General features: G+C 69.4%; 9 protein-coding genes. 8 read left to right on the top strand and 1 reads right to left on the bottom strand.

What is annotated here, in order from left to right; translation table 11 throughout:
• Positions 1-38 precede the first annotated feature (38 nt).
• Both J2W14_RS00995 and J2W14_RS00990 read left to right on the top strand, forming a co-directional pair.
• Positions 39-2,021, top strand: coding sequence for a penicillin-binding transpeptidase domain-containing protein (locus J2W14_RS00995; RefSeq protein ID WP_307457092.1), 1,983 nt, complete (start codon positions 39-41; stop codon positions 2,019-2,021).
• A gap of 43 nt (positions 2,022-2,064) precedes the next feature.
• Positions 2,065-3,747, top strand: coding sequence for an ABC-F family ATP-binding cassette domain-containing protein (locus J2W14_RS00990; RefSeq protein ID WP_307457089.1), 1,683 nt, complete (start codon positions 2,065-2,067; stop codon positions 3,745-3,747).
• Positions 3,748-3,830: 83 nt separating this feature from the next.
• On the opposite strand, the gene J2W14_RS00985 is transcribed toward J2W14_RS00990, so the two are convergent.
• The gene (locus tag J2W14_RS00985; RefSeq protein ID WP_307457087.1) at positions 3,831-4,523 is read right to left on the bottom strand and encodes a GntR family transcriptional regulator; all 693 of its coding nucleotides are present in this window, start codon (positions 4,521-4,523) and stop codon (positions 3,831-3,833) included.
• Between the two features lie 144 nt (positions 4,524-4,667).
• Between J2W14_RS00985 and J2W14_RS00980 the strand changes: the two genes are divergently transcribed.
• From J2W14_RS00980 to J2W14_RS00955, 6 genes are all read left to right on the top strand, one after another.
• Positions 4,668-6,407 (top strand): L-lactate permease, encoded by a 1,740-nt coding sequence (locus tag J2W14_RS00980; protein ID WP_307457084.1) that lies wholly within the window; start codon positions 4,668-4,670, stop codon positions 6,405-6,407.
• A complete protein-coding gene (locus J2W14_RS00975) occupies positions 6,407-9,232 on the top strand; it encodes an FAD-binding and (Fe-S)-binding domain-containing protein (RefSeq protein WP_307457081.1) in 2,826 nt (941 codons plus the stop codon). The genes J2W14_RS00980 and J2W14_RS00975 overlap by 1 nt, the downstream gene beginning before the upstream one ends.
• 227 nt (positions 9,233-9,459) lie before the next feature.
• Positions 9,460-10,233, top strand: coding sequence for a DeoR/GlpR family DNA-binding transcription regulator (locus J2W14_RS00970; protein WP_307457079.1), 774 nt, complete (start codon positions 9,460-9,462; stop codon positions 10,231-10,233).
• Positions 10,230-11,417 (top strand): MFS transporter, encoded by a 1,188-nt coding sequence (locus J2W14_RS00965; RefSeq protein ID WP_307457076.1) that lies wholly within the window; start codon positions 10,230-10,232, stop codon positions 11,415-11,417. Before J2W14_RS00970 ends, J2W14_RS00965 begins: the two co-directional genes overlap by 4 nt.
• Before the next feature lie 87 nt (positions 11,418-11,504).
• Complete coding sequence (locus J2W14_RS00960; protein WP_307457072.1) at positions 11,505-13,001, top strand: bifunctional phosphatase PAP2/diacylglycerol kinase family protein; 1,497 nt, start codon at positions 11,505-11,507, stop codon at positions 12,999-13,001.
• A gap of 132 nt (positions 13,002-13,133) precedes the next feature.
• Positions 13,134-14,078 (top strand): ABC transporter ATP-binding protein, encoded by a 945-nt coding sequence (locus tag J2W14_RS00955; protein WP_307457069.1) that lies wholly within the window; start codon positions 13,134-13,136, stop codon positions 14,076-14,078.
• Positions 14,079-14,096 lie beyond the last annotated feature (18 nt).

Here is a 14,096-nt window from a genome sequence, read left to right as displayed (position 1 = left end):
ACAGCGGGTTTGTCTGCGGCTCGGGGCATAATGGCGCGGTGGGGAAAATATCAAGAATTTCAATTGTCCTTGTTGGTCTGATTCTGGGCGCGTCGCTGGTGTCCTGTGACGACGGCAGCGCCGGCGCGCGCGACGCCGCGAAGCAGCTTGCGTCCGCCGTCTCGGCGCTCGACGTCGGCTCCGTCGCCTTTGACGGCAAGGACGCCGGCGCCGCCAATGAGCAGCTCAACGAGGTGTTCAAGGCGCTGGACCCGGCCAAGCCCGCGGTGGAAAGCGGCGAGCCGACGCTGGATTCCGGCACGGCCACGGTCCCGCTGAACTACACCTGGACGGTCGGCTCCGGGGAGTGGAAGTACACCACCTCCGCCGAGCTGAAGAAGTCCGGCGACCAGTGGCTGGCCGTCTGGAACCCGGCGACGCTGGTCCCCGGGCTGGCCGCAGGGGAAATCCTCGGCACCTTGTCCCAGTCCCCGGCGCGGGCGGAGATCCTGGGCGCCGGCGACGCCAAACTGGTCACCTACCGGCCGGTCGTGAACGTCGGCATCGACAAGCCCCTGTTGGCTTCGGCCGATCCGGCGGCGTCCGCCGCCGAGCTCGCCCAGCTGGTGGGAGTGGACCCTGCGGCCTACACCGAGCAGGTCCAGGCGGCCGGCCCGGAGGCCTTCGTCACCGCCATCACCCTGCGCGAGGACGGCCGGACCATCACCGACGACCAGATCGGGGAGATTCCCGGCGCCCGCGCCATCAGCGACTCCCTCCCACTGGCGCCCACCCGCACCTTCGCCCGCGCGCTGCTGGGCACCGCCGCCGAGGCGAACGCCGAACAGATCGAGAAATCCGGCGGTGCGCTCAACGCCGGCGACACCACGGGCACCGGTGGCCTGCAGCAGCAATACGACGCTCAACTGCGCGGCAGCAACGGAATCCAGGTCTATGCCGAAAAGGCAGGCCTCACGGCCGAGGAACGGCAGGCCCTGCCCAACGGCGGCCGCCGGTCCATCTTCCAGCTCGAGATGAAGGTGGGAACGCCGCTAAAAACCAGCCTGGACCCCAACCTCCAGCAGCTCGCCGAGGACATCCTGGGGAAGGTGGGCCCGGCGTCGGCCATTGTGGCGCTCCGGCCCTCCAGCGGCGCCGTCCTGGCCGCCGCCTCCGGACCGGGCAGCAACGGTTACGACACCGCGCTGCTGGGGCAGTACGCCCCCGGTTCCATCTTCAAGATCGTGGACTCCCTGGCCATGATCCGCAACGGCATGACCCCGGAATCCACGGTGGAATGCCCCGCCACCCTGACCGTCGACGGCCGGACCTTCAAGAACGCCGAAGGCTACCCCGCCTCCTCGCTAGGATCCGTGACGCTGCGCGATGCCTTCGCGCACTCCTGCAACACCGCCTTCATCAACGCCCGCGACACCGTCAGCCAGGCCCAGCTGGAAGCCGCTGCCACGTCCCTCGGCGTCGCCGTGGAAGCCCCGGCGCTGGGGGCCGGCGCGTTCCTGGGCTCGGTTCCGGGCGAGGCCACCGGGACCGAACATGCCGCCTCGATGATCGGCCAGGGCAAGGTGCTCATGTCCCCGCTCGCCGCCGCCATCATGGCGGGCTCGGTCGCCAAAGGTGCGCCCGTGTCGCCGCAGCTCGTGCTGAACCCGGGAGCCGATGAGGCGGCAGCCGCCGGCACCTCCGCCACCCCGTCCGCCGGATCCACGGCGTCAGCCTCCGCACCGGCCCCGGCGCCGGCCTCCGGCACCCCGGTCACCGCCACCGAGGCCGCCGCCCTGGCGGACATGATGCGTGCCGTGGTCACCTCCGGGCACACCGGCTTCCTCGCCTCCGTCCCGGGCGCCCCGGTGGCCGCGAAGACGGGAACGGCCGAGTTCGGCAGCGAGAACCCGCCCAAGACCCACGCCTGGATCGTGGCCGTGCACGGGGACCTCGCCGTCGCCGTGTTCGTCGAGGAAGGCGGGCTGGGCGCCACCGTCTCCGGTCCGCTGCTGAAGGAGTTCCTCACCGCCGCGGGCTGAGGCCGCCGACGGGCCGCAGCGGCGGCCGTGGGAGGATGGAAGCGTGGCTCATATTGACGTTTCCAACATCGATTACTTCCTCTCCGACGGCACCCAGCTGCTCAACGGGGTGACCTTCAAGGTCCCGGACGGGAGCAAGACGGCGCTGATCGGACCCAACGGAACCGGCAAGACGACGCTGTTCCGGATCATCTCCGGCGACCTCATCGCCGACGAAGGCGTGATCGGCCGATCCGGCAACATGGGCATCATGCGCCAGTTTGTCGGCCAGGTCCGGGACGAATCCACCGTCCGCGACCTGCTGGTCTCCGCCGCACCGCCCGCCCTGGCCGCCGCCGCCCGCACCGTGGACGCCGCGGAGCTGGCCATGGTGGAGCACGACGACGAGCCCACCCAGATGGCCTATGCGCAGGCCATCGTGGACTGGGGCGACGCCGGCGGGTACGACGTCGAGACCGTCTGGGACGAGGTCTGCATGGCCGCGCTCGGGCTGCCCTTTGACCGCGCGCAGCACCGCCCGGCGTCGAGCCTCTCCGGCGGAGAACAGAAGCGCCTGGTGCTCGAGGCGCTCTTCGCCGGCCCCGATGAGCTGCTGCTGCTCGATGAACCGGACAACTACCTCGACGTCCCGGGCAAGCGCTGGCTGGAGGCCAAACTCAACGAGTCGAAGAAGACCGTGTTCTTCATCAGCCACGACCGGGAACTGCTGAACAATGCCGCGGGCCGCATCGTGACCCTCGAACCGGGGATCAACGGCGCCGGCGCCTGGATCCACGGCGGCGGATTCGGCTCCTACGTGGACGCCCGCGCGGACCGGAACGCCCGCTTCGAGGAGCTCCGGAAGCGCTGGGACGAGGAGCACGTGAAGCTCAAGGAACTCGTCAACATGTACAAGAACAAGGCCGCGTTCCGCTCCGACATGGCCAACCGGTACCACGCCGCGCAGACCCGCCTGGCGAAGTTCCTCGAAGCCGGCCCGCCCGAGGCCCTGCCGATCGAACAGAACGTGCAGATGCGGCTCAAGGGCGGCAGGACCGCCAAGCGCGCCGTCGTGGCCGAAAAGCTGGAACTTACCGGGCTGATGAAGCCCTTCTCCACCGAGGTCTGGTTCGGCGACCGCGTCGGCGTCCTCGGCTCCAACGGCTCCGGCAAAAGCCACTTCCTGCGCCTGCTCGCGACCGGGGGCACCGACCCGGAACGGGAGCACCTGCCGGTGTCCGACGTCGACATCGCCGAAGTCCCGCACGAGGGCACCGTGAAACTCGGCGCCCGCATCCGCCCCGGCTTCTTCGCCCAGACCCACATCCGGCCCGACCTCCTGGGCAAGACCCTGCTGGAAATCCTGCACCGCGGCGACGAACACCGCTCGGGCATGGGGCGGGAGGCCGCGGCCGGCGCGCTCGACGGCTACGGCCTGGCGCCGCAGTCGGAGCAGAAGTACGAATCACTCTCCGGCGGGCAGCAGGCCCGCTTCCAGATCCTGCTGCTGCAGCTCTCCGGCGCCACCCTGCTGTTGCTCGACGAGCCCACGGACAACCTGGACCTGCACTCGGCCGAGGCGCTCGAGCGCGCCATCGACCACTTCGAGGGAACGGTCCTGGCCGTCACCCACGACCGCTGGTTCGCCCGGACCTTCGACCGCTTCCTGGTGTTCGGCTCCGACGGCAAGGTCTACGAATCGGCCGAGCCCGTCTGGGACGAAAAGCGCGTCGAACGCGTCCGCTAGCCAACAGCACCGCAGGGTCACCACCGCCCACAAAACCCTCGGGAAGGGTACGTGACGCCGCGGTGCCTAACGGGCGGGCCGGGCTACTCCGGCAGCAGCCCGGACGGCTGCCCGGCCTCCGGCCCGGCGGTTCCCCCCATGGCGGCGACCAGCCGTTCCCGGGCGCGCCCGAGGTGCTCGTCGAGCAGTTCGGCCGCGGCCTCGCCCTGCCCGGCCTCGATCAGTTCAAGGATTTTCTGGTGTTCGGCCCGGATCAGCGCGGTGTCCAGCAGGTGGAGGGACTGGACCCGGACCATGCACAGCCGCACCTCGCCCACGAGCGAGCGGTACATCCTGCTGATCCGTTCATTGCCCACGGCGTCGATCAGGCTGGTGTGGAACCGCATGTCGGGTTCGACGACGTCGAGCGGCGCGCCGGACTGCGCGGCCGCGATGTCGCGGTTGGCCTGCACCGCCGCTGCCGGCACGTCCCGGGTGCGCGCCAGCCGGCGGAGCACTTCACTTTCCAGGTACGCGCGGGCCAGGTAGATGTCCCGCACCGAGTCCGGGCCGAGTTCGACCACCCGGGCGGTTTTGTGGGTCCCCCGGTCCAGCAGTCCCTCGGCCACGAGCTTCTCGATGGCGGCCTTCGCCGTGGGCCGCGCCACGTCGTAGGAGGACGCGACCTCCGACTCCGTCAGGGCATCCCCGGACCCCAGTTCGCCGGCAAAGATCCGGCTCCGCAGGTCCGCGGCGACCGCGTCCACGATCGAGACTGCTGCAATTCGCCCGGCCACCGGAGCTCCTTCCCGCCAAGAGTTTTTGATTCACTCCCAATCTTGCCAGACAAGCCAACAAGCCTCTCTTGACGATCATGTGTACTTGTAAGACAATCATAGGGCGCCACGGTGTTGTGACGCCTAACACAATCTGGAGAACTCATGTTTGAGCAGATACTCGACCCCATAGCGGGGTCCCTCGTGATTTCAGCCCTTTGCGCGGCCCTTCCGCTTGTCCTGCTTTTCGTCCTCCTGGGCGTCTTCAAGGTCAAGGCCCCCGTCGCTGCCCTGGCCGGCCTGGCCCTCTCGCTCGTGCTGGCCATCGTCGGCTGGCAGATGCCGGTGAACCAGGCGCTGAGCGCCACCGCGGCCGGGATCTTCTACGGCCTGTTCCCGATCCTGTGGATCCTCGTCAACGCGCTCTGGATCTACCGGCTCACCGTGGCCACCCCGTGGTTCGAAGTGCTGGGACGCACCATCCGCTCCATTTCGAACGACCTCAGAATCCTGTCCATCCTCATCGCCTTCTGCTTCGGCGCCCTGCTGGAGTCCCTGGCCGGGTTCGGCGCCCCGGTGGCGATCTCCGCCGCCATGCTGATGGCTGCCGGCATGAAACCCATGAAGTCCGCCGTGGTCTCGCTGCTGGCCAACACGGCACCCGTGGCTTTCGGTGCGATGGCCGCGCCCATCATCGCCCTGAACGGTGTCACGGGCCTGCCGCTGCAGGATCTGTCCTCCATGGCCGGACGCCAGACGCCGTTCATCGCCCTGATCGTTCCGCTGCTGCTGGTGTTCATCGTCGACGGCCGGCGCGGCGTGAAGCAGACCTGGCCCGTGGCCCTGGTGGCCGGCGTCGCCTTCGGCGCGGCCCAGTTTGTCACCTCCAATTACTTTGCCGTGGAGCTCACCGATGTTGTCGCCGCCGTCGTGACCGTGGCCGCCGTGCTGCTGATGCTGAAAGTCTGGCAGCCGAAGGAGATCGTAGGGGTCGAAGGTGGCGTCGAGGGCGCCCCGGAAGCTGCCCACGCCGCCGTCGCCGTGACGGCCGGATCGCCTGGCGGCGGGTCCGCCGGACACGCTCCCGGCTCCGCCGCAGGATCCGACGCCGACGCCGGACGCGCCGCGGGGACTACGGTGCCCACCGATAACTCCCGGCCCGAACCCCGGCAGATCTGGATGGCGATTGCCCCCTACCTGATCATCATCGCGGTGTTCTCGGTGGCCCAGCTTCCGTTCGTCAAGACCTGGCTGAGCCAGGTCGGCAGCGTGACGTTCGCCTGGCCCGGTCTGGACATCACCGATTCGGCCGGCGAACCGGTCGCGGCCACTAAGTTCAAGCTCGACCACCTCAAGGCGACCGGCACCCTGCTGCTGTTCTCCGGGCTGCTCACCATGGTGCTGTACAAGGTCAGCGCTTCGCAGGGCCTGCGGATCTACCGGGACACCCTGGTCCAGCTGCGCTGGACGGTCGTTACCGTCACGGCCGTCCTGGGCCTGTCGTTCGTGATGAACCTCTCCGGCCAGACCACCACCCTGGGCTTCGCGCTGGCCTCCGCGGGCGGCTTCTTCGCCATCCTCTCCCCGCTGATCGGATGGATCGGCGTCGCCCTCACCGGGTCCGACACGTCCTCCAACTCCCTGTTCGGCCAGATGCAGGCCACCGCAGCGGAGCAGACCGGCCTGTCCCCGGTGCTGATGGCCGCCTCCAACTCCTCCGCCGGCGTGATGGGCAAGATGCTGTCCCTGCAGAACCTGGCCGTTGCCGCCGCCGCGGTCGGCCTGGACGGTGCGGAGGGCACGCTGTTCCGCAAGCTGATCGGCTGGAGCCTGGGCCTGCTGGCGCTGATCACCGTGCTGATCTTCCTGCAGTCCACCCCCGTCCTGGGCTGGATGGTCCCCTGATGGCCCCCCTGGACCTGGCGGCCCTCCGCTCGGCCGTGCACGACCCCGCCCAGGTGAAGACCCGGGCCATCGACCTGCACGCGAACGCCCATGACGCCTCGCATTTCCTGCTCATCCCGCAGGCCGTCGTCACGGCCGGGAACGCCGCCGAGGTCGGCGGGCTGCTGCGCGCCAGCGCCGCCCAAGGCGTGCCGCTGACCTTCCGCTCCGGCGGGACCAGCCTGAGCGGCCAGGCGGTCACCGACGGCGTGCTCGTGGACGTCCGCCGCAACTTCCGGGACATCGAGGTGCTCGACGACGGCGCCCGGGTCCGGGTCCAGCCCGGCGTCACCGTGCGGGCCCTCAACGCCAGGCTTGCCCGCTACGGCCGGAAGTTCGGCCCCGATCCGGCCAGCGAGGCGGCGTGCACGGTCGGCGGCGTCGTGGCGAACAACTCCTCCGGCATGAACTGCGGCACCGTGGACAACACCTACCGCACCCTGGAGTCGCTCACCGTGGTCCTGCCCTCCGGCACGGTCATCGACACCGGGGCGGCGGACGCCGACCAAAAACTCCGCGCCCTCGAGCCGGACCTCTACGAAGGACTGGCCCGGCTGGCCGCGCGGGTCCGGGCCAACGCGGACTCCGTGCGCCGGATCCGGCAGCAGTTTTCCATGAAGAACACCATGGGCTACGGACTGAACTCCCTGCTGGACTACCGGACCCCGGTGGACATCATGGCCCACCTGATCGTCGGCAGCGAAGGCACCCTGGGTTTCGTGGCCGAGGCGGTCTTCCGCACCATCCCGCGGCTCCAGCACGCGGCCGCGGGCCTGCTCGTATTCCCGGGCCTGGAGGCCGCCAACGCGGCCCTGCCCGCGCTCGTCGAAACCGGGGCCGCCACCATCGAGCTGATGGATGCCCTGTCACTGAAGGTGGGCCAGACACTCAAGGGAACACCCGCCGTCGTGCAGGACCTGGCGGTCCGGGACCACGCCGGCCTGCTCGTGGAGTACTCCGCCGGCAGCGCCGGACACCTGGCGGAACTCCAGACACACGGCGAGGGCATCCTCCCGGGCCTCGGGCTCTCCGCCCCGGCCCGGTTCACAGGCGACGCCCGGGAACGGGGGCAGCTCTGGCAGTTGCGCAAGGGCCTCTACGCCTCGGTGGCCGGGGCCAGGCCCCAGGGCACCACCGCGCTGCTGGAAGACATCGTGGTCCCCGTCCCGGTGCTGGGCCGCACCTGCCGGGAACTGATCCGGCTCTTCGAAAAATACAACTACAGCAACAGTGTGATCTTCGGCCATGCCAAGGACGGCAACGTCCACTTCATGCTCACCGACGGCTTCGCCACCGCGGCCGAACTGGACCGCTACAGCGCCTTCACCGAGGACATGGTGGACCTCGTCCTGGCCGAGGGCGGATCCCTGAAGGCCGAGCACGGGACCGGGCGCGTTATGGCCCCGTACGTCCGCCGGCAGTACGGCGACGAGCTGTACGACGTCATGCGCAGCATCAAGCGGCTCTTCGACCCTGCCGCGATGCTCAACCCGGGTGTCCTGATGGATGAGGATCCGCTGGCGCATCTGCGGCACATCAAGACGGCGCCGCCCGTCGCCGAGGAAGTGGACCGCTGCGTCTCCTGCGGCTACTGCGAGCCGGTATGCCCCAGCAAGGACATCACCCTCACGCCGCGGCAGCGGATCGTCACGCTGCGCGCCATCGAATCGGCCCGGCTGGCCGGGGACACGGCGCTGGTCAGGGAACTGGAGAAGGACTACGAGTACGAGTCCGTGGACACCTGCGCCGTGGACGGGATGTGCCAGACCGCCTGCCCGGTGGACATCAATACCGGGTCGCTCGTGAAGCGTCTGCGGAAAGCCGACGCCGGTCCGGTCGCCAACGGGGCGTGGAACGCCGCCGCCAAGCACTGGGAAGGCGTCACCCGTGGCGCTTCGCTGGCGCTGACGGTGGTCGACAAGCTCCCGGCCGCCGCCGTCGCCCCGCCCAACAAGGCCGCGCGGGCGGTGCTCGGAGCGGACACGGTGCCGCTGTATTCCGCCGAGCTGCCGGGCGGCGGTTCCGTGCGGAAGCGTCCGACGCCGGCGGGCGCGGTTGACGCTGTCTACTTCCCGGCCTGCGTCGGCACCATGTTCGGGCCCGCCGGAGCAGCCCAGGGCAGCGGGGGACACGGCGTCCAGTACAGCTTCGAACAGCTCTGTGCCCGGGCCGGGCTCACGCTCCTGGTCCCGGACGGCATCGACGGCCTGTGCTGCGGCACACCCTGGTCCTCGAAGGGCATGGCCGCGGGCCAGGAGACCATGCGGGAGAAGACGCTGGCCGCCCTCCGGGTGGCAACCCGGGGCGGCGAGCTGCCCATCGTCTGCGACGCGTCCTCCTGCACCGAGGGCCTGCGCCAGGCCGTGGAGTCGGACGTGCCCGCGGCCGGGCAGCGTGCCCTGCGCATGGTGGACGCGGTGGACTTCGCCGCCGAACGGATCCTGCCCCGGCTTCCCGCCCACGGGAAGCTGGAGTCACTGGCCCTCCACCCCACCTGCTCCTCCACCCGGATGGGCCTCAACGATGCCCTCGATGCCGTCGCCGGGGCCGTTGCCGAGCGGGTCGAGGTCCCGGAAAACTGGGGCTGCTGCGCGTTCGCGGGCGACCGGGGCATGCTGCACCCCGAACTGACGGCGTCGGCCACGGCGAAACAGGCCGCGGAAGTGGCGGACATGGGCGCTGCCGCGCATGCCTCGTGCAACCGGACGTGCGAACTGGGCATGACCCGGGCCACAGGCGCCCAGTACCGCCACGTGCTGGAGCTGCTGGAGGAAGTCACCCGCTAAAACCGGACGCTCCCTCAGGTCCTGCACGTATAACGCCAACCCTCCCTCAGCTGACGAGGGAGGGTTGGCGTTTTCCATGCGAAACGTGAGGGAGCGTTGGGCTATTTGAAGGATCTGAGCCTGGTTTCGGTGGCCTCCGGGGCCCGAATGGTCCATTCGGGGCCATGCCGCCAGAGTACATTCGTGCAGGAAATGATTAAATGATCACGATCAGTTAGCATTTGTGCATGACCACTGAGGAGCGCCACCGCCGCATCGGCGAGATTTTGCGCCACCGGGAACAGGTGTCGGTCGATGAGCTGATGGCCGAATGCGGCGCTTCCGGCGCGACGATCCGTCGTGACCTGGAGGTCCTGGCGCTCCACGGCGTTCTCCGCCGCGTCCACGGCGGGGCCCGGAGCCTGGTGCTGCGCGGTGAGAACCCGGAATACGGGCAACGCGAGATCGAGGACCACGCCGCCAAAATCCGGATCGGGGCCGGCGTTGCCGCCCTGCTGCAGGACCGCCGCCACGTCTGGCTGGACAGCGGCACCACGGCCACCGAGGTGGCCCGGCAGCTGCGGCAGCGGGACCTGACCCTGATGCCGATGTCCCTGCGGGCCGTCAACGCGCTGACCGAGGGCGGCCCGGCCGCCGGCCGGCATCCCGAACTGCTGCTGCCCGGCGGAAGCCTGGTCGCCGGGGAACTGTCCTTCCGCGGGCCCATGACGGAATCCAACATCCGTTCGCTGCGGTTTGATACAGCCGTGCTCACGCCCTGCGCGCTGAACCTCGGGGACGGGCTCCTGGCCCATGACCTCGACGATGCGGCCGTCAAACGGGCCGGACTGGAATCCGCGGGCAGGGTGATCGTCGCCTGCTCCGGCAGCAAGTGGAACGCCAGCGCGGTCGCGCTCGTCGCGCCGCTGGATGCCGTGGATGTCCTGGTCACCGACAAACAGCTCAGTACCGAAGAACTTGCCCAGCTCACCCAACACTCGGTGGAAGTAGTGATCGTATGACCAAGACGGCAACCCGCCCGCAGCTCAACGCCGCAGCCGCGGCAACGTTCCTGATTTTCGGGATCAACGGGCTCGTGTTCGCCAGCTGGGCCGCCCGCATCCCTGCGGTGACGGACATCCTGGACATCTCCTCGGGGCAGATGGGAACCCTGCTGCTGTGCGTGGCGGCGGGCTCGCTGATCGCACTGCCCACCGCCGGCCATGTGGTGGGCCGGATCGGGACGGCCAATGCCGTGCGGGCCGCCGGCTTTGTCGCCGCCCTGGCGGGCGTCGGTGTCGCGCTGGCACTGCTGGCCGAGTCCGTCCCCGGGACCGCCGTCGCGCTGTTCTTCTTCGGCATGGGCATCGGGCTCTGGGATGTGTCCCAGAACATCGAAGGCGCCGACGTCGAACACCAGCTCGGGCGCACCATCATGCCGCAGTTCCACGCCGCCTTCAGCGGGGGTGCGTTCCTGGGCGCCCTGATCGGCGCCGGACTGGCGGGCCTGGGCATCGGGCTCCCGGCGCACCTGCTGGTGATCGCCGCCATCGTTGCCGTTGTGACCCTGGCAGCGCCGCGCTACTTCCTGCCGCACCTCCCGGCGCCCGTGCCGGTGGCCGGCGAAACCAGGGAACCCAAGGGCCGCTCGGCCTGGCGGGACGGACGGACGCTGCTGATCGGCGTCGTGGTGCTGGGCGCGACGCTCACCGAAGGCGCCGGCAACGACTGGATTGCGAAAGCCGCCGTGGACGGCCTGGACGCCACGGAATCGACGGGGGCACTGCTGTTCGCGGCCTTTGTCCTGGCCATGACCGCGGTGCGCTTCTTCGGCGGCCGGGCGATCGACGCCTACGGCCGGGTGTCTGTGCTCCGTGCCAGCATGGCTGCCGCCGCCGCAGGGCTGGGGCTCTTCGTCCTGGCCGGTGACATCTGGACGGCCACGGCCGGCGCGGTGCTCTGGGGAGCGGGGGCCGCCCTCGCGTTCCCGATGGGGATGTCGGCGGCTGCCGACGACCCCAAGCACGCAGCCGCCCGCGTTTCGGTGGTCTCCACGATCGGGTACGTCGCGTTCCTGGCCGGTCCGCCGCTGCTTGGCTACCTCGGTGATCTGATCGGAATCCGGCTGGCTCTGCTGGCCATCATGATCCCGATCCTGGGGGCGCTCCTGCTCGCCGGCGCCGCGAAGCCCTTGCGTGCCAGCTAAGCAGGCGGCGGCGTCCATAGGGGCATCCCTGAACGGACTGCAAAGGGACGTGATAGCGCCGTCCCGATCCGGCAGTAAGGTGGTCGCATGCGCAGCATGCTGAGGAAGGCGCCGAGCCGGGTGGGGAAACTCGACCGGAAGCTCGTACGCGCCGTGTCCGGCCTCCCCGGGGGCACTCATGACGACTTTTTCCGGCGGCTTTCCGCTGCGGCGAACAAGGGCAAGCTCTGGTTCGGCATCGCCGCCGTGATGGCCCTATTCCCCGGCAGAACCCGGCGCGCCGCGCTCCACGGCGTGCTGGCGCAGGCCGTCGCCTCCGCGGTCACGAATCTCGGGTTCAAAACCCTGCTGCCGCGGGCCCGCCCGCTGCCGGAGCACCTGCCGGTCTTCAGGTTTGTCCATCCCCAGCCCAAGAGCTCCTCCATGCCCTCGGGGCACTCCGCCTCGGCCGTGGCGTTCGTCCTCGGCGCCGGACTCGTCAGGCCGGCCCTCGGCGCCGCGCTGGCCCCCCTCGCAGCAGGCGTCGCCTACTCCCGGGTCCACACCGGCGCCCACTGGCCCTCGGATGTGTTCTTCGGGTCGGCGATTGGTGCGGGGGCTGCCCTGGTCACGCGGAAATGGTGGCCCGTCCGGCCTCCGCTTCCCGAGCTCCGGCGCACTGCGGTGAAAGCCGCGGAGCTACCGGAGGGTGAGGGCCTCGGCATAGCGGTCAACACGCTGGGCGGCTCCTACGCGGAGGAGACCGTAGCCGCGCTGCAAAAAGTATTCCCCAAGGCGTATATAAAGGAGATTGCCCAGGGTGAGGACCTCGCGGAGGAGATTGCCCGGGTGGCCGGCCGGCCCGGGATTGTTGCCTTGGGCGTCTGGGGCGGCGACGGAACGGTCGGCACGGCCGCGGCGGCCGCCGTCGAGCATTCCCTTCCGCTCCTGGTCCTGCCGGGCGGCACCCTCAACCACTTCGCCCGCGACGCCGGGACCCCCAACCTCGTGGCCGCCGTCGAGGCCGCGACCCGCGGTGAAGCGGCACGGGCTGATGTTGGCAGGGTGTCTGTGGAGCGCGGACTTCCCGCCAGCCCCGAGCTGTTGAACCTGACCATGCTTAATACCGCGAGCATCGGCCTCTACCCGAACCTGGTCCGCCGGCGCGAACTGCTCCAGCCGGCCCTCGGCAAACCCCTGGCCGGCGTGGTCGCCATGTTGCGGACCTTCGCCGCCGAGACACCCACCGCCCTGATCGTCGACGGGGTGCGGCACAAACTGTGGATCCTTTACATCGGCCGCGGACGGTACTACCCCCGCGACCACGCCCCGCTGGTCCGCCCGGTGCTCGACGACGGTGTCTTCGACCTCAGAATGATCACCGCCGACGAATCCTTCGCCCGGCTCCGGCTGCTGTGGTCAGTGCTGACCGGAACCGTCGCCACCTCCCGGATTACCCACCTCAGCGAATCCAGCAGCATCCGGGTGGAACCGGGGGACACCAGCATGGTCCTGGCCGTGGACGGGGAGGTCATGCCCGGCGTGCGCGCTGTCGTATTCTCGGTGACGCCCGGCGCCCTGACGTACTACTCGCCGGCATCCTGACGGCGGCATCGTCATCCTCCCGGACTACCCTGATTCGACCCTGAATCATCCCTGAGACCGGCGAAACCGGCTCCCCGCCTCGGTAGCGTGGTGTGTACACCAACCCCCATTGCTAGGTAAAGGAACGCTTCCATGATCGAAGCACGAGGCCTGACCAAGGTTTACGGCGACAAGACCGCCGTCGCCGGAGTCAACTTCACCGTCGAAGCCGGCCGGGTCACCGGCTTCCTGGGCCCGAACGGAGCCGGCAAGTCCACCACCATGCGCATGATCATGGGGCTGGACCGGCCGACCTCGGGCACCGTCACCGTCAACGGCAGCCCGTTCGCCCGGCACGCAGCGCCGCTGCGCGATGTCGGCGCGCTGCTCGACGCCAAGGCCGTCCACACCAGCCGCTCCGCCTACAACCACCTGCTCGCAATGGCCGCCACGCACAGCATCCCGAAAAAACGCGTGCACGACGTCATCGAGATGACGGGACTGGCCGACGTGGCCAAAAAGAAGGTCGGCGGTTTCTCCCTCGGCATGGGCCAGCGGCTCGGGATCGCCGCCGCGCTGCTCGGCGACCCGCAGACCGTCATCCTGGATGAGCCGGTCAACGGACTGGACCCGGAGGGCGTTGTCTGGGTCCGCAACCTGGTCAAGTACCTGGCCTCCGAGGGACGCACGGTGTTCCTCTCCAGCCACCTCATGAGCGAGATGGCCGTCACCGCCGACCACCTGATCGTGATCGGCCGCGGCCGGATCATCGCCGATGCGCCGATCCAGGACATCATCACCGGAAAGGGCCAGATCCGCACCCGCGTTCGCACCGACCAGCCGGACCGGCTGATGCACCTGCTCGCCGGCGACGGCGTTTCCGTGGAGCTGCAGGAGAACGAACTGCTCGAGGTCACCGGCCTCGACCCGCGCCGGATCGCCCGCGCAGCCCTCGACAGCCACGTCATGATCTACGAACTCACCCCGCTTCAGGCCAGCCTCGAGGAGGCCTACATGGAACTGACCAAGGATGAGGTCGAATACCACTCACTGATCACCACGGGCGCTGCCGCCCCCGTCCAGTCCGGAGGCAACTAAGCCATGAGCTCGACCACT

This window comes from Pseudarthrobacter oxydans, from assembly GCF_030812335.1.
Lineage (GTDB): Bacteria > Actinomycetota > Actinomycetes > Actinomycetales > Micrococcaceae > Arthrobacter > Arthrobacter oxydans_B.
The sequence above is the reverse complement of the archived record's forward strand: the minus strand, read 5'-3'. Positions and strand labels throughout refer to the sequence as shown.

Excerpts from the sequence above, each read along its gene's own strand:
- J2W14_RS00980 (WP_307457084.1), top strand. The coding sequence starts at position 4,668 with ATGTTTGAGCAGATACTCGACCCCATAGCGGGGTCCCTCGTGATTTCA.
- J2W14_RS00975 (WP_307457081.1), top strand. The coding sequence starts at position 6,407 with ATGGCCCCCCTGGACCTGGCGGCCCTCCGCTCGGCCGTGCACGACCCC.
- J2W14_RS00970 (WP_307457079.1), top strand. The coding sequence starts at position 9,460 with ATGACCACTGAGGAGCGCCACCGCCGCATCGGCGAGATTTTGCGCCAC.
- J2W14_RS00965 (WP_307457076.1), top strand. The coding sequence starts at position 10,230 with ATGACCAAGACGGCAACCCGCCCGCAGCTCAACGCCGCAGCCGCGGCA.
- J2W14_RS00960 (WP_307457072.1), top strand. The coding sequence starts at position 11,505 with ATGCGCAGCATGCTGAGGAAGGCGCCGAGCCGGGTGGGGAAACTCGAC.
- J2W14_RS00955 (WP_307457069.1), top strand. The coding sequence starts at position 13,134 with ATGATCGAAGCACGAGGCCTGACCAAGGTTTACGGCGACAAGACCGCC.